The sequence below is a fragment of the Acinetobacter entericus genome (assembly GCF_026168575.1).
In the GTDB taxonomy this organism is placed as follows: Bacteria; Pseudomonadota; Gammaproteobacteria; order Pseudomonadales; family Moraxellaceae; genus Acinetobacter; species Acinetobacter bouvetii.
Window position 1 is genome coordinate 250,911 of the sequence record NZ_JAPEQW010000002.1, and the last position, 21,889, is coordinate 272,799.

Here is a 21,889-nt window from a genome sequence, read left to right on the forward strand (position 1 = left end):
TTTTTGGCATTATTCGTACATTTGTATCTCTTTGCTATTGAACATCGGCCATTTTTTTATTTACATAGGCCACTACAGTTCTTTTGCAGTTTCGTTTTTGAAACTGCTGAAAAAAGATAAATTGAGTATTAGATTAAAAAGCGTGGGTATATGGAAATAAGTATTCGTCAGGCCGAGCAATTGCCAAAGCAGATCGATAATTTAGCTGCATTGGCAAATCAAGAAGGCTATGCATTTATTCAGCGTTTAATCGAAGAATTTCAAAGCGGTAAAAATCGTTTTGATCAAAAAGGCGAGAGTTTGCTTCTCGCATTTGATGGTGACACATTGGTGGGATGCGGCGGTTTAAATCAGCAATGGGGCGATGCGGGAGTTGAAGAACGGATTGGGCGTGTCCGCCGTTTTTATGTGCATCCGCAATACCGTCAGCATGGTGTGGGGAAAAAACTGCTTCTAGAATTGGAAAAATCAGCAAAGCCTTATTATTCTGCGCTTTGCTTAAATACAGATCAAAAGGGTGCGGCGCATTTCTATCAAAAGCATAATTATGTCTTTGTTGAAAGCCATCCAAATTATAATTATTTTAAATATCTGATCAGTTGAGTGGGCTGCGGCAATCACCCATCTATAAGAAGCGCTGCAGGCACTATTGTAGCGCTTCAATTTTTAAAACAATAAATTCTGTATTGCGCATTGTGCAAATTTTCTTATTTTTTAATCTGTATTTAAGCTGGTATGCAAACAATAGAGTGAAGTTTCCTTGTTTGGGGGTCACACATGATAACTGCAGCTGCGCCTGATGATAGTTCACGCCAAATGCTGGCCAAAGTGCCGCAAATTACAGCACTTTTCTGGGTCACGAAGATTTTTGCAACGACCTTTGGTGAAACCGCAGGCGATGCATTATCGATGTCGCTGAATTTGGGATATTTGCTCAGCACCTTTATTTTTGCCGGCATTTTTGTTTTAGCTGTCTATTTTCAAATTAAGTCTAAGGTCTTTCATCCATTTTTGTATTGGTTTGCCATTATTGCAAGCACAACAGTCGGGACAACACTTGCAGACTATGTCGACCGTTCGCTCGGAATAGGCTATGTCGGCGGCAGTACAATTCTATTGTCTCTGGTGTGTTTGTCATTATGGTTTTGGCATAAAGTTGAAGGCACAATTACTCCGCATGTTGTTCATCAGCCGCGGACTGAACTGTTTTACTGGCTGACAATTACCTTTTCGCAAACTTTAGGTACGGCGCTGGGAGACTGGTCAGCCGATACCGCCGGTTTAGGCTATACAGGCGGTATATTGCTGTTTAGTGGATTGATTATACTTATTTTTTTACTTTTTAAATTCACCTCTGTCTCGCGTGTGCTGCTGTTTTGGGCCGCCTTTGTGCTGACCCGTCCATTAGGGGCTGTGGTTGGAGATTTTCTGGATAAGCCGATCGGTTCCGGCGGTTTGGATTTAAGCCGTTTTGCCGCGTCTGCTGTGCTTTTGGCTGCAATTTCACTCTGTGTTTATTGGTCACAGCGCATGGATGCAAAAGGCGGCAGGCCTCTTTTTTAGATGCGCTTTGATTTCTGCTGATTGAATAAGGATAGAGCCGGCGTCTTGAGTGAAGTGCGATGCTGAATGATCAATGCTTTGGTTCTGTCAAGAAAAAATGGAGCAGGTTCGGGCAGCCGCTTCATTATTTCTTTTGAAGCAGACTGATGAAATGTAGAGTTTTAAAGGTGACTAAATAACTCGGAAAATTGTCTTTGATTGAATCCTCATCAGGTTTTTAAGGTATACTCAAACGTCTTAAAAATGCATTAGATTAGGAGATCACATGACTGTAGATGTCACTGAAACCATTTCACAAACTGTTCATCCCGCGTTTCAGTTGGTACGTCAACACCATGTTGAAGCCTTAGACATTGCCGTGTCTGAATATAAGCATAAAGTCACAGGCGCGGTGCATTACCACTTGGCGTCAAAGCATGATGAAAATGTATTTTTGGTGGCTTTCCGCACGCAGCCGATGGACTCCAAAGGTGAAGCGCATATTTTAGAACACACAGCTTTATGCGGCTCTGAAAAGTTCCCTGTGCGCGACCCGTTTTTCCTGATGATCCGCCGTTCATTGAATACGTTCATGAACGCGTTTACAGCAGCGGATTGGACAGCGTATCCATTTGCGACACAGAATAAAAAAGATTTCCAAAACTTGCTTGAAGTGTATATGGATGCCGCTTTTTCCGCGAACCTAAATCCGCTGGATTTTGCGCAGGAAGGCATCCGCATTGAACTTGAAAATGGCGAGCCGGTGTATAAGGGCGTAGTTTTCAATGAAATGAAAGGCGCGATGAGCTCGCCATCCGATCAGCTGTATCATCAATTGGCGCATCATTTATTTCCGGAAACCACCTACCATTATAATTCCGGCGGTGATCCCAAAGACATTCCTGACTTGACTTACGAAGAGCTTGTAAATTTCTATAAGTCACATTATCACCCAAGCAATGCCGTGTTTATGACTTTTGGCAATGAGCCCGCTTATAAGCTGCAAGAGCAGTTTGAAACTTTGGCACTGTCTAAGTTCAAGCAGGGTGAAACGCTGTATTCAAAACCTGAGCGCCGCTTGACGCAGCCGGTTGCGGTTACAGAAACGTATGCGGTTGATGCGGAAGATCTGAAAGATAAAACGTATCACATTATTTCTTGGCTTTTGCCTGAGTCCAGCGATATCAAGCTCCGTTTAGGCATGCGTTTGGTAGAAGGCGTACTGCTGGAAGATTCGGCATCGCCATTGCGCCATTACTTAGAAACTTGCGGTTATGCGCAATCTACAGGCCCGATTATGGGTGTAGATGATTCTAATTTTGAAATGACTTTCTTCTGCGGCGTGCAAGGTTCTAACCCTGAACATGCAGAAGAATTTAAAAATGGCGTGTTTAAAACTTTAGAAGATGTTTCATCCAAGCCGGTAGACAGCGTTTTAGTGGACGCAATTCTGCATCAAATTGAATTGCATCAGCGCGAAATCAACGGTGACGGCATGCCTTACGGTTTAAGCCTGATTTTAAATGGTTTAGGTAGTGCGATTCATCATTCAGATCCTATACATGTCTGGGATGTGGATAGCGCGATGGAGCAGGTAAAAGAAGAATTAAAAGACCCGATGTGGCTGTCTAATTTAATCAAAGCGCATTTGATTGATAATCCGCACCGCGTACAAATGACTTTAATTCCAGATGCGCAAAAGTCTGCAAAAGAAGCCGAAGCTGAAAAAGCCCGCCTTGCTGAAATTGGCGCAAAACTGACAGAGCAAGAAAAAGCGGAAATCATTGCGCAGACCGAAGCGCTGAATATCCGCCAAGATACGCCAGATGATTTAAACCTGCTGCCTAAAGTCGGTTTGGAAGATGTGCCTGCGGAAATGCAAATTGTACAAGGCCAGCTGCGTGAAATTATTTCCAATAATATGGATATGCCGCTGAATCTGTACCATGCAGGCACCAACGGCATTTACTATCAGCAGGTGCTGATTCAAATTCCAAATGACATTGTGAAATCTCCGTATTTTAACTTGCTGTCGATTTTGCTGGGTGAAGTCGGGGCTGGACAGTATGGCTACCTTGAGCTGCAGCAGTTGCAGACCGCTGTCAGCGGCGGTTTAGGCATGGGCGCATCACTGCGTTCAAAAGTTGATGATAAAAACCAGATCAGCGCTTGGATGACCTTAACCACTAAATCTTTAGTGAATAGTTTAGAAGCGGTTAAACTGCTGAAGCTGGCCTTTGAACAGCTGCGCTTTGACGAAAAAGACCGCATTATCGAACTGCTGCAGCAGAGAAAGACTCGCTGGCAGTCACGTGTTTCAGGTGCAGGCCATAGCTATGCGATGCAAATTGCCAGCCGCAACCACAGCGCTTTAGCATTGCGTGATTATGACAATACAGGGCTTGGCGCTTTAAATTGGTTAAGTGATTTAACCGTTAAAATCGAAAATGACGAAGCGGCTTACAATGCGTTGATTGATGAACTGAAACTGATTCATAATCGCTTGCTGAAAGCGCCGAAACAATTCTTGGTGGTATGTGAAGAGCATCAGTCTGAGCGCTTAGTCGAAGAAGTTCAAACGGTCTGGGATAAGGTTTCAATTGATCATATAGACCATGAATTAACCCAAGTTCAGCCTGAACATAGCGAAAAAGATGAAGCGTGGCTGATTCAAGCCAATGTTCAATTCTGCGCTTTGGCTTATCCTGCTGTGGAAGTGTCTCATCCTGATGCAGCGCCATTAATGGTTTTGGCTGCGTATTTGCGCAACGGCTTTTTGCATAGCGCGATCCGTGAAAAAGGCGGCGCATATGGCGGCGGTGCAAGCTATGACGGCAATGCCTGTTCATTCCGCTTTTACAGTTACCGTGATCCGCGTTTAGCAGAAACATTTAAAGATTTTGAAGCGAGTGTGCAGTGGCTGTTTAATGCAGAGCAGCTGGATCATCAGCTTGAAGAGGCGGTTTTAGGCTTAATTGCCGGCATGGACAAACCGGGTTCACCGGCAGGCGAAGCGATTACGGCATGTTATTCTTTGCTGCATAAGCGTACGCCGTCTTTTCGTAAAGTGCTGCGTGAGCGCCTGCTGAAAGTAAGTCTGGATGATTTAAAGCGCGTTGCTCAGATTTATCTTCAGAATCAAAAACCAGTGAAAGCCGTCGTTGCTCCAGTGGCTAAGCGAGAAGCTTTAATTGAATTAGGCTTTGATATTAAACAAGTTAATTAATAGGCATTGATTTCACAATAAGCAATTTTCAAAGAATAAGGGGTGAATATGGCGTTCAATTCATTTGAGCGTACACCATTGCAGCTGGGCATTCTGCTCAGCACAATGGTGTCGGCAGGGGCGTATGCGCAAAATGCAGAAGTGGCTGCGAAACCTGCAACACCGGCGGCTTGTGTTGCGCTGTTATCAAATGCTGAGCGTTTGGCTTGCTATGATGCGCTGTTTAAAATTCCTGACAGCGTTAAACCTGTATTGGTTTCAGAGCGTCAAGCCGCGCAAGATCTTGAACCAGCGCCTACTGAAAAACTAACACTGAAAGAAAAAGTCAGCCACGCATTTTCAGACCGTCTATTTGCAGTGGAAGCGCCGCAGCTGAATCCAAACTTATCTTTATTGGACAGCCGCTGGGAGCTTTCGCAAGACAGTAAATTGGGAACATGGAATATCCGCGGCTATCAGCCGGTGTATTTGATGCCGGGTTACTGGACGTCTGATAAAAATGAACGTCCCTCTAGCCCAAACCCGAACAATACGGTAACTGCTGATCAAGAGCAGAATCTGAAATCGATGGAAGCAAAATTCCAGCTGTCGCTGAAAACCAAAGCAGTTGAGAACTTGTTTGGCGATAATGGAGATGTTTGGTTAGGCTATACGCAGTCTTCGCGCTGGCAGGTGTATAACGCCGACGAATCCCGCCCATTTCGTGAAACCAATTATGAGCCCGAAGCCAGTTTGGTTTTTAGGACGAATTATGAATTGCTGGGCATTAACTGGCGGATGTTAGGCTTGACGCTGAATCATCAATCGAACGGCCGCTCTGATCCATTGTCGCGCAGCTGGAACCGTGTGATCTTGAATTTGGGTTTTGAAAAAGATAATTTTGCTTTAATGCTGCGCCCTTGGTACCGCATTGAAGAAAATGCCAAAGATGATAATAACCCTGATATCAAAGACTATATGGGGCGCGGCGATTTAACGGCATTTTACCGCTATAAAGAGCATGACTTCAGCTTAATGCTGCGCCATTCATTAAAAGGCGGAGATGATTCGCATGGCGCCGTACAGTTTGATTGGACTTTCCCAATTAGCGGTAAGCTGCGAGGCCAGTTCCAATTATTTGATGGCTATGGTGAAAGCTTAATTGATTATAACCATCGCGCAACATATGTCGGTGTTGGTGTTTCACTCATGAATTGGTTCTAGTCTGCTATAGGATAAACTAGAATAATAAAAAACCGTGCATCAGCACGGTTTTTTATTATTCAATACGCTGTAAACGGTTCAGCTGGATTTCTATCCAATTTGAATTTCCGTCGGCGGATGTTTTAAACGGCTCTTTTTCGGCGTGGCAATTAAGTAAGCCAGTGTTAATGGGCCTAAACGCCCGGCATACATCAGCATCATTAATATGACCAAGCTCGCAGGCTGCAGCTCTTCTGTAATACCGCGTGACAAGCCGACAGTGCAGGCTGCTGAAACCGCTTCAAACAATAAGTCTTGAAAACGCTGATTCGGCTCCATCAGCAACAGGCTGAAAAAGCCCATAAATATCAGTGTAAACGTGATAAAAATAACAGCAAGGGCTTTAAATGTGGTTTTTTCAGGCACGGAATGATTAAAAACACGCACTTCATCTTCACGGCGCAAAAAGCTGATGACGCTGAGCACAACGATAATAAATGTTCCCACTTTAATGCCGCCGGCTGTGCTGAGCGAACCGCCGCCAATAATCATCAGCATCATTGTAATTAAAGAAGATGCATCTGTAAGCTGATCCATTGGCAGGCTGTTAAAGCCTGAAGACCGGGGAACAGTCGCATGGAACCAGGCATTGACGGCCTGATCACCTAAGTTCATCGGCGCCAGAGTCAGCGGATTGCTGGCTTCTAAACACCAGATGGCAATGAATGCAAAAATGTTCAGGCCTGCAATGGCGGATAAGATTAATTTGCTGTTTGGGCTCAGTTTTTTCCAGCTTTTATGCTGCTTAATGTCCATCAGCACTAAAAAGCCAATGCCGCCGATGATATAGAGCATGCTGATGGTGAAGGTGATGATATATTGATCTGAAAAGCTCATCAGGCTGTTCGGGAACAGTGAAAATCCGCCATTATTGAACGCGGAAATGCTGTAAAAAGCGGCATAGAAAAAAGCTTTTGAAAAATCATAATCTTGCAGCCATGCAATGGTGAGGATGACTGTGCCGACGGCTTCAAAGAATAGTGAATAGAGAAAGACGCCTTTTATGGTAAAAGTGACCTTTTTCAGGCTGGTTTGGCCAATGGTTTCCTGCGCCATAATTTGCTGTTTTAACCCCAGCTGAGGGGAAAGGCTCATGACAGCTAAAATAGCAAAGCTCATAAAGCCTAAACCGCCGCATTGCAGCAGGAACATAATCACCAGTTTGCCAAAAACAGTATAGGCCTCGCCGACATTTACCACAGAAAGACCTGTAATGGTAACGGCGGATGTAGAGGTGAAAACAGCATTCAGCCAAGAGAGCTCGCCATGATGGGCGAAAGGCAGCTTCAGCAGCAGGGTGCCTAAAATAATCAGGGCTAGGAAACCTAAGGCCAGCAGGCTAGGCGGGCTGAGATTGACGGTGCCATTTTTGGTGTTGTGCAGTTTTTTCATACAGTTTTAAAGTGTTTAGAGAGACGGCGCAAAGGTTCTAATAAGCCTTCAATGACTAAAATATCACCTTTTTGCAAGATCATATTTGGATCAATGCTAAAGACGACTTCTTTGCCGCGTTTATGCATCAGCGTTTTGACTTCCGGTGCATGCTCCATGAGCTGATTGAACCGCAACCCTTGCTGTGCCTCTTTCAGTTCAACCTTGACAATAAAATGATTATCATCCAGAGCCATATAGCGGCTGACCATTGGATAACTCAGTGACTGCGCAATACGCACTCCCATATCTTCCTCTGGATGAATGATTTTGTTGACCCCTAAATGGGTTAAAATCATATGGTGCGCTTTGGATTTGGCTTTGACCCAAATTTTATCAATGCCTAAGTTTTTGAGATGCAGCACGCAAAGAATGCTGGCTTCAATATCTTCGCCAATTGCCACCACCACCGCTTCACATTTTTGAATATTCAATTCACTTAAAACGTGTTCATCCGTTGCATCGGCAATGACGGCATGCGTCAGCTGATCAGAAATGCTTTCTACGAATTTTTTGCTGCTGTCGATGCCGATGACATCATGTTTGAGGCTCACTAATTCTGTTGCAACGGTTGCGCCGAAACTCCCAAGTCCAATGACTGCAAACTGCGCCATATAATCAGGCCCTTATATTCATGTTGTATTTGTTAACGATTATTGGCTATAAAGTGCTCAATTATTCGTCTATGCTGGTTTTGAGCTATTTTATCGGTTTATTCCAGCTCCAGCTATCAAGCTTACAAAATTATATATTACAAAAGCTTATTGACTTGGAGGGATTCTCGTTGGGAGTGTGAGTATGCATAAGACACTGTATCAGGCATTGCAGGTGGCTTTTCCAGAATTAAAAGACGCCCCATTGCCTGAAGAGCAGGATAATTTTGAGAGTTTGATGCTATGGCTGAATCAGCATTATTCAAACCTGCAGCAGCTGCAGATGATGGATTACCGTCAAAACGGCATTGCTGAATGCCACCGTTTGCAGTAGCTGCGTATAGATCTGGATGAATTAAGCAATCAGATTGATGCTGAAATGCGTGCTTTTTTTGACATGTATGAAGAAAGTGATCAGAAAATTGATCCGGAACCAGCGCATGCTTATGATTTTGAATTCACCTATAGTGTTGTATTCAATAATATAAAAGTGTTTATTGAACCTTATGATTTAGCGCTGCTGGTCATCGAGCAGGAAAATCCGTATTGGCTGCTGGTGCCAAGTAATGAGGAGCTGATTGACCGGATCATCACAACATTTAATGAAGCCTTTGGCAATGAAGAGCCTATGGTTTTAATTGAATAGGCATGTGGCCAATTATCTGATGCCGCCGTTTTAAATCCGGTTCTGTGTTTTAAATGCTGTCATATTTTGTTCAAATCAATTTGCTAGATTGTTTAAACGCGCTGTGCAAATGATAGCCAAGTCGCAGGGTGTTGGGTGTTTTAAGCAATAACGGCAGAAAAATTAAAAGATGAATGATAAAAAAATATATCAATGGCTGCAGGCATGGTATCCAGAACTGCAAACCCGAAAAATCCCAAAAGCTAAAAACCGCAGCAGTTTTGAGCAGTTTAGCTTGTGGCTGCTGTCAGAAAAGAAAGCGCAGCATGAACGCTCATTTATAATGAGCATTGACTCGCTGAATTTTACCGAAGCAGATCTGGCAAAAAGTGCTGTATTGCAAGATTTGCAGGTCAATATTGCGCAAATGCATCAAGACATAGCCAAGCAACTTCAGCCGATTTATATGCACTATGAAAAATCTAAGCAGCTTTTGGGCAAATATTACAATGTGCAGGAACAGCTTGCAGAAATTATTTTGAACGCGCTATGTCAAGAATTAAGCCAGTATAACTATGAACTGCTGTTGATCTGTTCGGAACAATATTATTGGCTGGCAGTACATCAGGATGCAGAAAAAATTCACAAATTCTGTAAAAAATTTGAAAAGCAATTCAAAGATGAAGAACTGAAAATTGAAATCTATTCATTGCCGAATTGTTTGCAGTCTATATAGTAGAGTTTGAGTGCCCTATAACTTTACTATAAATAGCCTAAGCAAATCGTTTTAATTTCATTTGTGAATCTTAAATAAATCATGTTTCAGTATTTTCTTGTTTTAAATCCTCTGGATCATTCAATATCCGGTAAATTATCATGGCAATCATTGTCATAATAAGAAAACTAGCTATCCCTTTAGGCCGATAGGGCTGCTGATTAGCATAATTGCTCATAAAAATGAGCAGCTGCGTCAAGCAGATAATAAAGAACATATAAGCTGCGGTTGCTTTATATGCATGTTTTGGCGCGAGTTTAAGCATACTGTAGGGAATACGCGCTACGAGTATGCATAGTAATATCAATAAGGGAAAGGCGGCTATAAATTCCTGTACAAAGTGTTTAAGAATGTTGATTAGTACGCTGACGCATAATAACTGCAGAAAAGGAAAGAGAAAAAATCTTTCCCAAGATCGGATATGCAATTTAAAAATCATTTTTGTGCTTACTGAGTTTTTTTATCTTTTTGAATATACAAAAAATAGCCTGCAAACATACAGGCTATTTTAAAAACATTTTAAATGCAGTGCTTATTTTAAGAAGCGTTGATAGCCCAAGTTGTTGGTAATTTCCGCATATGGATAAGTAATGCTTTCCAATGTTTCAATTAAACCGTCTGGGTTTTGCTTGGCGTCAGTCGCCTCCATGCCCACTAATACACGGCCTTCAGCAGCGCCGTGATTGCGGTAATGGAATAACGTGATGTTGTGTGTAGGGCCTAGGCGTTCTAAGAATGTCAGCAAAGCGCCTGGGCGCTCGGGGAATTCTACACGGAACAAGCGTTCATTTTCGATATCTGCATGACCGCCAATCAAGTAGCGGATATGCAGTTTAGCCACTTCATCATCCGATAAATCGTCCACGTCATATTGGAACTTTAATGTTTCAAAAATATCCTGACGTTCTTTATCACCGCCTTTCAGGCTAATGCCGACAAAGACTTGGGCCGCGCTGGAATTGCTGGCGCGGTAGTTGAATTCAGTAATGTTGCGGCCTTGCAATGCACGGCAGAATTTTAAGAATGAGCCTTTTTCTTCTGGAATGGTCACAGCAAAAATGGCTTCTTTGCGCTCACCCAATTCTGTACGTTCTGCAATATAGCGCAGGCGGTCAAAATTCATGTTGGCGCCGCACACAATCGACACCATATTTTTATTTTCTATGCCATGCGCTTCTACGTACTTTTTAATACCAGCCAAAGCCATTGCGCCTGACGGTTCGACAATGCTGCGGCATTCATCATAGGTATCTTTAATGGCGGTACAGATTTCATCAGTATTGACGAGGACAACCTCACGCTCAACAATTGGGCCTGAATTATCGGATTTTTGCAGCTGAATGACTTCAAACGGTTTTTCACCGATTTGTGCAACCGCTGTTCCATCTGCAAATAAGCCGACAGATGGAAGAATGACACGCTCACCAGCCTCAAAAGCGGCTTTTAAGCAGGCAGATTCATCATATTCCACAGGAATGACTTTGACATGCGGAGCAACATCACCTAAATAAGCTGCAACACCGCCAATTAAGCCGCCGCCGCCGACAGCAACAAAGACATATTCAACATCACGCCATTGACGCAAAATTTCATTGGCGATGGTGCCTTGGCCAGCCATAACCAGTTCATCATCATAAGGCGGAATGAAGGTCATGCCTTCATCTTGAGCGCATTGAATGGCGTATTTATTGGCAACATCAAATGAATCGCCATGCAGAACCACTTCACCGCCTAAGCGTTTAACGGCCTGAACTTTGATATCCGGTGTGGTTTTAGGCATAACAATAATGGCGCGAATACCCAGTTTTTTACCGGATAGGGCCACGCCTTGCGCATGGTTGCCTGCAGAAGCGGTAATAACGCCGCGTTCCAGCTGAGATTTTGGCAATTGGCTGATGCGGTTGTAGGCACCGCGCAATTTAAAAGAAAAGACAGGCTGTAAATCTTCGCGTTTGAAGCGAATGTTATTCTTGAGCTTTTCACTAATTCGTGGCGCTGCTTCGAGTGGAGTTTCGATTGCAACGTCATACACCGTTGCCTGTAATATTTGTCGAACCAAACGAGACAGCATGTTAATTTTCCATCTAACAGTTTAAAATAAGCATTCATTGTAACAAACCCCCGTACATTTGGGCTGTAAAATCAGCATCAAATGTCAAAAAATAGTTGAGCCAAGTTATGAGTCTGTATGCGACCCAAGATGAAAAGAAACAAGCAGTTGCGAAAGCTGCTTTAAAACACTTGCCGAAAGGCGGTATTTTGGGTGTTGGTACAGGAAGTACAGTAAACTTCCTCATTGAATTATTGCCAGAATTGCAATTGGAAGCAGCTGTAGCCAGTTCTGAAGCAACTGCACAGCGCCTGAAGAAGTTAGGCATTGAAGTGGTTGATATGAACAGCGTTGGCGGTTTAGACGCTTATGTTGATGGCGCAGATGAAATTGACCGCCATATGCACATGATTAAAGGCGGCGGCGCTGCGTTAACACGTGAAAAAATTGTCGCGTCTATTGCAAAGAAATTTGTGTGTATTGTTGATGATTCTAAATGGGTAGAGCAGTTAGGTCATGATTTCCCATTGCCTGTAGAAGTGATTCCAATGGCGCGTTCTGCTGTAGCGCGTAAAATTGTTGCGCTTGGCGGTGACCCGGTTTACCGTGAAGGCATTGTTACAGATAACGGCAATGTGATTTTAGATGTACACAATTTCAATATTTTAAATGCATTGGAACTTGAGAAAACCCTGAACAATATTCCAGGTGTGGTGTGTAACGGTATTTTTGCTTTAAATAAAGCGGATATTGCTATTGTTGCCACTGACAATGGTATTGAAGAACGCACTGCGGTTTAATCTATTTGTAATCTCCCCCAAACCCCTCTTTTTCTAAGAGGGGCTTTTGCTCCGTTCATTGAATTGCAATGGAGCTTCCCCCTTTATTAAAGGGGGATCGAGGGGGATTTAAATTCAAAAACTAATAAAAAATGACCCCAAACCTCCCAGAAATTCAAATCACTCGAAAATTACGTGCTACACGCTTAAGGCTGCGTGTAGAGCCTACGCAAATTAAATTAACTGTGCCGCAGTTTTGCTCACAGCGCCAAGTACAAGAGTTTCTAAAACAATCCGAACAATGGATGATTGATACGTGGCAGAAGCAGCAGGAAAAAGCAGGGCAGATTGATAAAAGCTTACCTAATGAATTAAAACTTTTTAATTTAGAACAGCCTTTAAAGGTTATTTATAAAACGCAAAAAAACTCATTTATCTTGGATGAGCAGAACCATCAACTTTTCATTAGTGACCGCCAGTCTGAAAGCTACTTAAAGGCTTTTGTAATTGCTTATGCAAAAGCGCATTTACCTGTGTATTTAGAGCAGTTGAGTCAAGAAATTGGCCTAGCTTATGGGGAATGTTCAATCCGTCAGCCCAAAACTCGCTGGGGCAGCTGTTCTGCCAAACACGACATTATGCTGAATAGTGGGTTGGTTCTTTTCCCGCAGGAAATCACACGCTATGTAGCTGTACATGAGTTGGCGCATACCAAGCATTTTGATCATAGTTTGAATTTTTGGGTAGAGGTGGAAAAGCATGATTCAAACTGTAGAAATCATCGGAAAACTTTAAAAAGTGCTGTGATGCCGTGGTGGTGGAATTAGGGAAGGGGAAACTTTAAAAGTTTATCCGATGTTTTAACTTTGCTTAAAATATAAAAAGTGTACATCCATCTAATATTGATTGAATATATTAAGAATTTTAATTTATATATTTTACCTTAAGCGCAAAATTAAACCATAAGAATGAGAATACGAAGATGATTAAGCTGTTAAGGATATGTGGTGTTTTGCTGTTAGTTTGCAACGGTAATGCGGCTATTGGGCAGGACGTACGAAGATTAAATCCGCAAATTATTAAAGTGGACGATTTAGATGAAAAGAAACTTGAGATGTTTCAAGGTGGGTATGTGCCTATATCTAAAGAAAAGTTCATTAATGATTCATATAGTAGAAGTATGAGAGACATTCGGGAAAAAGCATTGCTTCATGGTTCACCAATTGCGGTTTTTAGCAATGAATCTCAAGGAAGCAAGGTAATTTATGATACTAGGATGCGTGAGCCTGAAGTTGCAAGAATATCCGGTGATAATAGAAATAAAAATGATGTGAATAATTTAAATAATATACCTGTAGGAACGCTTGAAAGTAAGCCTGTTAGATATGTTTCATTAGATGATCAGTTTACCGTGATTTATTTCCATAAATTTGATTCAATAACAGGTATTTATCCTGATGAATTATCAGATAGGGATAAAATTTACAATGGAATTCAAGCTGGTGTTGTAGCAAAGTTGATTCGACAAGGCTCGCCCGCGCAAAGCGTAGTATTGCCTCAGGATATTATTTTGAAAATGAATAATGAAAATATTAATGATGTTGGTGCATTTGTTGAAAGTTCAAGCTATCTAAGAGGAAACACAGTAAAGTTTGAAATTCTGAGAAAAGGACAGACAATACCTGTAGAAATCAGTATGAAACACTAATATTGGACTGGAGAACAGGACAATTGCACCTTTCATCCAACGTAAGTTTGGTGCTTTCTGAAAATATGTTTTCTCTTAAATTGATAAAAAGATCCGAATTGCAATAAACCCAAGCAAAACAGTTTAGAAAACCGCAACTTCCTGTCATACTACGCAGTCATCAAATGAATACTTTGAATTGAGGTAATGAGCGTGATTTCAGTTGGTATTGTCGGCGGTACGGGTTATACAGGCGTTGAATTGCTGCGTATTTTGCTGCGTCATCCAAATGCGGAAGTAAAGGTTTTAACTTCACGTACTGAAAATGGGCGCCGTGTCGACGACATGTTCCCAAGCTTGCGCGGTCATACCGACCTTCAATATTCAGACCTCAATCTTGATGAACTGAAAAAATGCGATGTGGTGTTCTTTGCGACTCCGCATGGCGTAGCAATGAAGCATGCAGAAGAATTGGTCGCTGCAAATACAAAAGTGATCGATTTGGCAGCAGACTTCCGATTGCAAGACTTAGCACAGTTTGAAAAATGGTATGGTTTAGATCATGCTTGCCCAGATTTATTAAAAGATTCGGTTTACGGTTTGTCTGAATTAAACCGGGACAAAATTAAACAAGCTAACGTGATTGGCAATCCTGGCTGCTATCCGACTACCGTACAGCTGGGTTTGGCACCCGTGTTAAAAGCTGACGCATTAGTGAAACCTGAAAGCATTATTATTGATGCAAAATCTGGTGTTTCTGGTGCAGGCCGTAAAGCCAGCCTTGGCATGATCTATTCAGAAAATGCAGATAACTTTAAAGCCTATGGTGTAGCGGGCCATCGCCATCATCCTGAAATTGTCGAAGCGCTGGAAAATATCTCAGGCCAAAAAGGCGTATTTAATGAGATCTTGTTTGTGCCGCATTTGGTGCCAATGATTCGCGGCATGCTCAGCACGATTTATATCGACTTAACGGATGCCGGTGCAGAAGCTGATTTGCAGGCGCTTTATGAGCAGTTCTATGCTAATGAACAGTTTGTTGATGTAATGCCAGCAGGCAGTTCACCTGAAACCCGTTCAGTGCGCGGAGCAAACCAATTGCGTATTGCACTGTATAAGCCGCAGCCGAAAAAACTGGTGATTCTTGCAGCTCAAGATAACTTAGTGAAAGGCGCAGCAGGACAGGCTGTACAAAATATGAACTTGATGTTTAGCTTTGCTGAAGAAGCAGGCTTGCAAGGCATCGGTTTATTACCATAAGAAACGTTTAAATGCTTCACACACATTTAGATTTTGATTTAAATGTGTGTTTTGAATAAATCAAAATAAGAGATGATGATGCAAAATTCAGACTCACATACTGCGCCACAGCACAATGCCAGCGATAAAAAACCGTTTATGCAAACCAATTTGCCTTTGGCAGTTGGCGCGGCTGTTTTAATTTTGAGCAGCGGCTTGCTGGGTTATACGGTTGGGCATCGCCAAGGCCTGACAGTTGTGGGTTATGATGCTGATGCCGAGCAGCTGGTTGAAGTGGTGAAAAAGCAAAAATCTGAGCTTGCTGTATTGAATAAAAGTTTAAATACCGCAATTCAGGAACGTGATGTGGCCGTCAGCAACTCGAATGATTTATATCTAGAAATGAATAAGGCCCGGGATGCGCAGGCTCAAGCCGAAAATATCGGAGTACTTTACCGTGAAGTATTGCGCCAGCGCGGCGGCATTGCTTTAGCTGTGCAGCATGTAGCGATTAAACCGCTGCCAGATAATGCATTTGAATATCAGCTGGATTTAATGCAAGTGAGCCCTGGAAAAACCAATGCTTCGGGCAGTGCTGAAATCCGCTTGATTCAAGGAACTGAAGTTTTAACCGTGCCGATGGAAGATAAAAACTTCAACTTTGAAAACAATGAGCGTCTAACAGGCCGCTGGACAATGCCGAAAGGCTTTACGCCAAACTTTATCGAAATTCGTTTAAACAGTGCAGGCAAACAGGTTGTACGCCGTTTCAGCTGGTCTAAAGGGCCAGCAGTAGAGAATCAATCTTCGTTTCTCTCAGAAATTCCTCAAACTGAAGCAAATTCAAACTGAAGTGTGAATCAAGAATCATATGCGAAGCAATAAGCGTCAAATTAGTTTATCTGACATGAAAGACTCATTCTATCAAACTGGAATAGTGGACTGGCACATCAGCCCGCGCTTGAGCAATGAAACGCATGAAGATGGGGATGCCGACACCACAGTCATGACTGCACGTCCAGAATTAAAACGTCCGCCGATGTACGCTGTTGTTTTAATGAACGATGATTACACCCCAATGGACTTTGTTATTGAAATTTTACAACAATACTTTGCTTTGAATCTTGACCAAGCCACTCAAGTAATGCTAACTGTACATTATGAAGGAAAAGGTGTTGCAGGGGTTTATCCGCGAGACATTGCGGAGACGAAAGCAAATCAAGTCAATAATTACGCTCGGTCACAAGGTCATCCTTTGCTTTGTCAGATAGAGCCCAAAGATTAAGGGGGTTGCATGCTCAGTCGTCAATTAGAAGTATCATTACGTTTGGCTGTCAGCATGGCTCGTCAAAAGAGACATGAGTTTTTGACGGTAGAACATTTATTATTGGCTTTACTGGATAATGACTCTGCTGTGAATGCATTAAAAGCATGCGGCGCAGACATTATCCTGCTTCGAAAAGAGCTTGAAGAATACGTAGAACAGCATACTCCTAAACTTGGTGAAAACAGCGATCAGGCACCGCACCCTACAGAAAGCTTTGACCGCATATTGCAGCGCGCAATTTTTCATGTGCAGTCCAGCGGCAGTGACCGGACTGTAGAAGGTGCGGATATTTTGGTTGCAATGTATTCAGAGCGTGATTCTTTTGCAGTGTACTTGCTGAAGCGTCACCAAATTAACCGACTGACTTTAACCCAATACCTTTCTCATGGCACACGCAAAGACGAAGCGCCACAGGAAGAAGAAATAGAAGAGCTGGATGGTGAAACCGCATCTTCGGCCAATGCTGGCCCGCTTGAGCTGTATACCACCAATTTAAATGCAGAAGCTCAAAAGGGTAAAACTGACCCATTGATTGGCCGTGAAAAAGAGATTGAGCGCGCTGCGCAAATTCTCTGCCGCCGCCGTAAAAATAATCCGCTGCTGGTGGGTGATCCGGGTGTAGGCAAAACATCAATTGCTGAAGGCTTGGCATGGCTGATTGTAAACGGCAAAGCGCCGAAACCTCTAGAAAATGCAGAAGTCTACAGCTTGGATATTGGCGCACTGGTGGCGGGTACCAAATATCGGGGCGATTTTGAGAAACGCTTAAAACAATTGCTGAATGCTTTGAAGAAAAAGCCGGAAGCGATACTGTTTATTGATGAAATTCATATGATTATTGGTGCTGGCTCAAGCATGGGCAGCACCATGGATGCCTCAAATCTGATTAAACCTGCTTTGGCAAATGGAACATTGCGCTGCATTGGTTCGACGACATTTCAAGAATATCGTCAAGTCTTTGAAAAAGATCATGCTTTATCACGCCGATTCCAAAAAATTGATGTGAATGAACCTTCTATTTCAGAAACTATTGATATTTTGCGCGGTTTGAAAACCAAATTTGAAGATTTTCATCACGTGAAATATGATGATTTAGCCTTGGTTTCAGCAGTTGAGCTGTCTGCAAAATTTATTAATGACCGCTTCTTGCCTGATAAGGCCATCGACGTGATTGACGAAGCGGGTGCGCAGCGCCGATTAAAAGCAGAGCAGGATGATACGCTGATTACGGTAGAAAATATTGAGGATATCGTCTCAAAAATTGCCCGTATTCCGCCAAAGACTGTGTCTAAAGATGACAAGACTGTTTTAGAAAATCTGGAACGCGATTTGAAACGTGTCGTGTTTGGTCAAGATGAAGCAATTGAAGCGCTGGGTTCTGCGATTAAACTGTCACGTGCAGGCTTGAAATCTCCTGATAAACCTGTCGGCAGTTTTGTGTTTGCCGGCCCAACAGGTGTTGGTAAAACAGAAGTAACCAAGCAACTGGCAAAATTGCTGGGTGTTGAACTTGTGCGTTTTGATATGTCTGAATATATGGAGCGTCATGCTGTATCACGCCTAATCGGTGCGCCTCCAGGCTATGTTGGCTTCGATCAAGGCGGTTTGTTGACAGATGCGATTCATAAAAATCCGCACTGCGTATTGCTGTTGGATGAAATTGAAAAAGCACATCCAGATGTCTTTAATTTACTGCTGCAGATTATGGATCACGGCTCATTGACCGATAATAATGGCCGAAAATCTGATTTCCGCAATGTAGTTTTAGTTCTAACCACCAATATTGGCGCAGAAAGCATTTCCCGTATCAGCATTGGCTTTAAAGAACAAGACAACAGTAAAGACAATCAGGATGCAATGAAAAAAGCATTCTCACCAGAGTTCCGCAACCGTCTAGACAGCGTGATTCAGTTTAAAGCCTTGCCAACAACGGTCATTGAAAATGTGGTAGATAAGTTCTTAACAGAGCTGCAAGCGCAACTAGATGATAAAAAAGTCATTCTGGAAGTTGATCAATCTGCGCGTGAATGGATGGCCGAGAACGGTTATGACCGTTTAATGGGCGCGCGTCCAATGCAGCGTTTAATTCAAGAGCATTTGAAAAAGCCGCTTGCAGAAATGATCTTGTTTGGTGAGTTGGCAGAGCATGGCGGCAATGTTGCTGTTTCAGTGAAAAAAGAGAATGGCAAAGCAGTGGGTTTAAAACTTGAAGTGTTTGAAGATCAAACTGCTGAGCCTGCCTAAAATAACGGCTTTTTGAAAATAACCCGTGTTCGCCACGGGTTATTTTTTGCATCTACATCTTATAAGTTTTGGCTGAAATGCCGTTGGGTCGCTAAGTGCTGGTTATGGATATTCAAATTTCGAAAGTCATCACAACCTTCCTGTTGTTTGCTGTCACAGCTGTGATGGAAATTCTGGGCTGCTATTTTCCCTATTTAATTCTGAATCAAGGGCGAAGCCAGTGGCTGTGGCTGCCAACAGTATTGGCGCTGGCCGTATTTGTTTGGTTGTTGACATTGCATCCTGCCGCATCGGGGCGGATTTATGCAGCTTATGGCGGGATTTATATTTTTTCCGCATTAATGTGGCTGCGCTTTGTGGATCAAATAAGCTTGACTCGATGGGACTTGATTGGCGGCGCTGTAGTATTGATTGGCGCTGCGGTCATTATTTTACAGCCACAAGGCTTGATTCGGTAATATTGAAGCAAACTGGTCGAGCTTGAGCTGAAAGCTATAAAGCCTTAGTTGCTGAAATAACCGAGGCTTTATTTTGGGCATGGATAGCATTTTTTAAAAGTTGCATTCACTATTTTTGATGGAATATCGATATACATGCTTCTCAGAAGAAAGCGTCATGTTGGCTAAATAGGGATTTTTACGCTGAAACTCATGCTCGAACAGCAAATGGCAATTTTGCAGGGTATTCTTTTTCAGCATGCTTTGAATGTCTTTAATGCCTATGCTTTTTTCAAATTGTGTAAAATCTGATGTTGTAATAATGCCTTCTACCTGCATTTGATCTGCACTGATCTGATATTTTTCCATCAGCATATTTTGGTCAATTTGAAAGGGAAGTGTGCGTGAATCTTCATCACTGATTGCATCTAAAATTTCATTTAATGCCGCGGCATTTCTAATCATGTAACTGCTGTCTAAAATCTGTTTGTTTACTAAGTATTGATCAAGTTCGGTTGGCGCTGCCATAACAGTGGCAGGTATTAAAACCAAAGCACTCAAGCCAAGCCGTAAAGTTTTTGAACCCATTTTGAAATCACTTATAAAAGTTATGGTTTTATTAAAGCATGTAAAAACAAAAAAAGCACCCGAAGGTGCTTTTTTAATATGAGTGAAACTTAGTCTTTTTTTAGATTTTCGTTAATCAAGAATTCAACCAATGCTTTTTGAGCATGTAAACGGTTTTCAGCTTCATCCCAAACCACAGCATTTTTGTGATCTAACATGTTTTCTGAAATTTCTTCGCCGCGGTGAGCAGGCAGGCAATGCATAAATAAGCAATTTGAATGCGCTAAATCCATTAAGCGTTCATTGACTTGATACTCTGCAAAAGCTTTTTCACGGATTTTCTGCTCTTCTTCTTGGCCCATGCTTGCCCATACGTCAGTGACGATCAAATCCGCATTGACCGCAGCATCTTCAGCTGAGTTGACGAGTTCTACGCAATGCGCAAATTCGGATAGGAACTGCTCTTTAGGCTCATAGCCTTTAGGCGAAGCGATTTTTAATTTAAAGCCCCACATATGAGCAGCTTCAATATATGAGTTGCACATATTGTTGCCGTCACCAATCCAAGCCACTGTTTTTCCTTCGATTGAGCCGCGGTGTTCAACAAAAGTCTGAATGTCTGCCAATAATTGGCAAGGATGGTGGTCATCAGTCAAAGCATTGATCACAGGAACTGTAGAATATGATGCAAAGCGCTCAACAATATCGTGGCCAAAAGTACGGATCATCACAATATCAAGCATGCTTGAAATCACGCGTGCAGAATCTTCAATCGGTTCGCCGCGGCCCAGCTGAGTGTCGCGTGATGATAGAAAGATTGCGCTGCCGCCAAACTGGCTCATGCCTGCTTCAAACGATACACGGGTACGGGTGCTTGACTTTTCAAAAATCATGCCCATTACTTTACCAACGAAAGGCTGGAATACTTCATTGTTGTGCTGTTTGCGCTTCAGTTCTATACCGCGCTGCACAATTTGGTTAAGTTCTAAAGTCGATAAATCGCGTAAAGTAAGAAAGTGACGCAGAGCCATGATTACTCCACAATAATTGCTGAATCAAAAATAAACAACAATTAGTTGTTGGTTGGTTAAAAGAAAAGGAGAATCGAATACTCTATACCAAATATATGTAAAATTGCAAAAAAACTAAGGCTTTTGATGACCGTCGAGGAATCGATCTACGCAATACTCGATGTGATTGATCGCTTCTTGCTCATTTATGACCAGGTCAACACCTAAAATAATGCGCCATTCATAGTCGCGAAGAATTCCAAAGTACAGCATTGCTGAATTATTGGGGTGCGGACAGTTTAAATCACCGTCTTCATGCGCTTTAGCCAAAACTTTTGCAATTGTCATTTGGATCATTTTTGCACCATTTTCATGAATGTATAGTGCAAGGGTTGAATCCTTTTGAGTTTGATTCAGGACAAGGCGAATGAAGGCAATGTTTTTTGGCTGAATAATATGTTTTAAAAAATTGCTTAGAATTCGAATTAAATAACTGCGTAATTCTTCGGGTTCAGACATGCACGCCAAACTGATGTCTTTATAAAATTGTTCACGCCGATAATCACAAATGGCTTTAAATAAGCCTTCTTTGTTGCCAAAATATTTGTAGATAGAGGCTTTGGAGCCACCGGCATGGTTGACGATGTCATCTAAAGACACTGCTTCATAACCATTTTTTACGAATAGCTCATTTGCACTTAATAAGAGTGCAAAACAACGTTCATGACCACGTTTGGTTTGCGGTAAATCACGTGCGATAGGTTCGAGTTGAGCTAAATCGTGCATATGGGGAATAAGGTTATCTGCCTGTAAAAACTGCTTCAATTATAGCAAAGCTTTGAATAAGTTTCTGTAATTGCAGGTATGCACCAGATGATTATGCTGTAACGAAATAATATTATATATTTCATAAATATTTGACTAAAGTTTTAGAGTAATAATTCTAATGGGTCATAGCGGGCGAAATAATTATGGTTATACTCAAGCCTCAATAAATAAAGTGACCACTGTGGAAAGGAATATGACACAACAAACGTCTGCAGGCTTAAGATTTA

The 21,889-nt window shown here is 42.3% G+C and carries 21 protein-coding genes; 15 read left to right on the forward strand and 6 right to left on the reverse strand.

Features of this window, described 5'->3' with window-relative positions; all coding sequences use genetic code 11:
- The first annotated feature begins 150 nt into the window (after positions 1-150).
- The 4 genes from OKC24_RS02735 (at position 151) to OKC24_RS02750 (ending at position 5,971) form a co-directional block, all read left to right on the forward strand.
- A complete protein-coding gene (locus OKC24_RS02735; protein WP_265464726.1) occupies positions 151-603 on the forward strand; it encodes a GNAT family N-acetyltransferase in 453 nt (150 codons plus the stop codon).
- Positions 604-777: 174 nt separating this feature from the next.
- Positions 778-1,563, forward strand: a complete 786-nt coding sequence (locus OKC24_RS02740) for a COG4705 family protein (protein WP_130144815.1) — start codon at positions 778-780, stop codon at positions 1,561-1,563.
- A gap of 265 nt (positions 1,564-1,828) precedes the next feature.
- Positions 1,829-4,768, forward strand: a complete 2,940-nt coding sequence (locus OKC24_RS02745; RefSeq protein WP_265464727.1) for an insulinase family protein — start codon at positions 1,829-1,831, stop codon at positions 4,766-4,768.
- A 48-nt stretch (positions 4,769-4,816) separates the two neighbouring features.
- Positions 4,817-5,971, forward strand: coding sequence for a phospholipase A (locus tag OKC24_RS02750; protein ID WP_130144819.1), 1,155 nt, complete (start codon positions 4,817-4,819; stop codon positions 5,969-5,971).
- A gap of 90 nt (positions 5,972-6,061) precedes the next feature.
- Here the strand turns inward: OKC24_RS02750 and OKC24_RS02755 are convergent, their stop codons facing one another.
- Together OKC24_RS02755 and OKC24_RS02760 are read right to left on the reverse strand one after the other, a co-directional pair.
- On the reverse strand, positions 6,062-7,402 hold the full coding sequence (locus tag OKC24_RS02755; RefSeq protein WP_131275848.1) for a TrkH family potassium uptake protein: 1,341 nt from the start codon (positions 7,400-7,402) through the stop codon (positions 6,062-6,064).
- A complete protein-coding gene (locus OKC24_RS02760) occupies positions 7,399-8,055 on the reverse strand; it encodes a potassium channel family protein (protein WP_130144823.1) in 657 nt (218 codons plus the stop codon). Before OKC24_RS02760 ends, OKC24_RS02755 begins: the two co-directional genes overlap by 4 nt.
- Positions 8,056-8,239: 184 nt before the next feature.
- Here OKC24_RS02760 and OKC24_RS02765 point away from each other — a divergent pair, with 184 nt between their 5' ends.
- The 3 genes from OKC24_RS02765 (at position 8,240) to OKC24_RS02775 (ending at position 9,455) form a co-directional block, all read left to right on the forward strand.
- Positions 8,240-8,428 (forward strand): hypothetical protein, encoded by a 189-nt coding sequence (locus OKC24_RS02765; protein ID WP_265464729.1) that lies wholly within the window; start codon positions 8,240-8,242, stop codon positions 8,426-8,428.
- A 45-nt stretch (positions 8,429-8,473) separates the two neighbouring features.
- The gene (locus OKC24_RS02770; RefSeq protein ID WP_265464731.1) at positions 8,474-8,740 is read left to right on the forward strand and encodes a hypothetical protein; all 267 of its coding nucleotides are present in this window, start codon (positions 8,474-8,476) and stop codon (positions 8,738-8,740) included.
- A gap of 169 nt (positions 8,741-8,909) precedes the next feature.
- On the forward strand, positions 8,910-9,455 hold the full coding sequence (locus OKC24_RS02775; RefSeq protein WP_131275846.1) for a hypothetical protein: 546 nt from the start codon (positions 8,910-8,912) through the stop codon (positions 9,453-9,455).
- A 571-nt stretch (positions 9,456-10,026) separates the two neighbouring features.
- Here OKC24_RS02775 and ilvA read toward each other — a convergent pair.
- A complete protein-coding gene (gene ilvA, locus OKC24_RS02780; protein ID WP_005010180.1) occupies positions 10,027-11,565 on the reverse strand; it encodes a threonine ammonia-lyase, biosynthetic in 1,539 nt (512 codons plus the stop codon).
- A 107-nt stretch (positions 11,566-11,672) separates the two neighbouring features.
- On the opposite strand from ilvA, the gene rpiA reads away from it, so the two are divergent.
- The 8 genes from rpiA to OKC24_RS02820 all read left to right on the forward strand — a co-directional run bounded on the left by rpiA (position 11,673) and on the right by OKC24_RS02820 (position 19,278).
- Positions 11,673-12,344 (forward strand): ribose-5-phosphate isomerase RpiA, encoded by a 672-nt coding sequence (rpiA, locus tag OKC24_RS02785; RefSeq protein ID WP_130144829.1) that lies wholly within the window; start codon positions 11,673-11,675, stop codon positions 12,342-12,344.
- 131 nt (positions 12,345-12,475) lie between these two features.
- Positions 12,476-13,150, forward strand: coding sequence for a YgjP family zinc-dependent metalloprotease (locus OKC24_RS02790; RefSeq protein WP_131275845.1), 675 nt, complete (start codon positions 12,476-12,478; stop codon positions 13,148-13,150).
- Between the two features lie 155 nt (positions 13,151-13,305).
- On the forward strand, positions 13,306-14,031 hold the full coding sequence (locus OKC24_RS02795) for a PDZ domain-containing protein (RefSeq protein WP_130144833.1): 726 nt from the start codon (positions 13,306-13,308) through the stop codon (positions 14,029-14,031).
- 186 nt (positions 14,032-14,217) lie between these two features.
- Complete coding sequence (gene argC, locus OKC24_RS02800) at positions 14,218-15,270, forward strand: N-acetyl-gamma-glutamyl-phosphate reductase (RefSeq protein WP_165499117.1); 1,053 nt, start codon at positions 14,218-14,220, stop codon at positions 15,268-15,270.
- A 78-nt stretch (positions 15,271-15,348) separates the two neighbouring features.
- Complete coding sequence (locus OKC24_RS02805) at positions 15,349-16,101, forward strand: hypothetical protein (protein WP_130144835.1); 753 nt, start codon at positions 15,349-15,351, stop codon at positions 16,099-16,101.
- Positions 16,102-16,120: 19 nt separating this feature from the next.
- Positions 16,121-16,534: an ATP-dependent Clp protease adapter ClpS gene (gene clpS / locus OKC24_RS02810; RefSeq protein ID WP_130144837.1), complete on the forward strand. Its 414-nt coding sequence runs from the start codon at positions 16,121-16,123 to the stop codon at positions 16,532-16,534.
- A 9-nt stretch (positions 16,535-16,543) separates the two neighbouring features.
- Positions 16,544-18,820 carry an ATP-dependent Clp protease ATP-binding subunit ClpA gene (clpA, locus tag OKC24_RS02815; RefSeq protein ID WP_130144839.1) on the forward strand — a complete coding sequence of 759 codons (2,277 nt, stop codon included), beginning with the start codon at positions 16,544-16,546 and terminating at the stop codon, positions 18,818-18,820.
- A 104-nt stretch (positions 18,821-18,924) separates the two neighbouring features.
- A complete protein-coding gene (locus tag OKC24_RS02820; protein WP_130144841.1) occupies positions 18,925-19,278 on the forward strand; it encodes a YnfA family protein in 354 nt (117 codons plus the stop codon).
- Positions 19,279-19,371: 93 nt separating this feature from the next.
- Here the strand turns inward: OKC24_RS02820 and OKC24_RS02825 are convergent, their stop codons facing one another.
- The 3 genes from OKC24_RS02825 to OKC24_RS02835 all read right to left on the reverse strand — a co-directional run bounded on the left by OKC24_RS02825 (position 19,372) and on the right by OKC24_RS02835 (position 21,620).
- Complete coding sequence (locus OKC24_RS02825; RefSeq protein ID WP_130144843.1) at positions 19,372-19,845, reverse strand: hypothetical protein; 474 nt, start codon at positions 19,843-19,845, stop codon at positions 19,372-19,374.
- An 89-nt stretch (positions 19,846-19,934) separates the two neighbouring features.
- Positions 19,935-20,855, reverse strand: a complete 921-nt coding sequence (gene argF / locus OKC24_RS02830) for an ornithine carbamoyltransferase (RefSeq protein WP_005010159.1) — start codon at positions 20,853-20,855, stop codon at positions 19,935-19,937.
- A 114-nt stretch (positions 20,856-20,969) separates the two neighbouring features.
- Positions 20,970-21,620 (reverse strand): TetR/AcrR family transcriptional regulator, encoded by a 651-nt coding sequence (locus tag OKC24_RS02835; protein WP_130144859.1) that lies wholly within the window; start codon positions 21,618-21,620, stop codon positions 20,970-20,972.
- Positions 21,621-21,889: the final 269 nt, after the last annotated feature.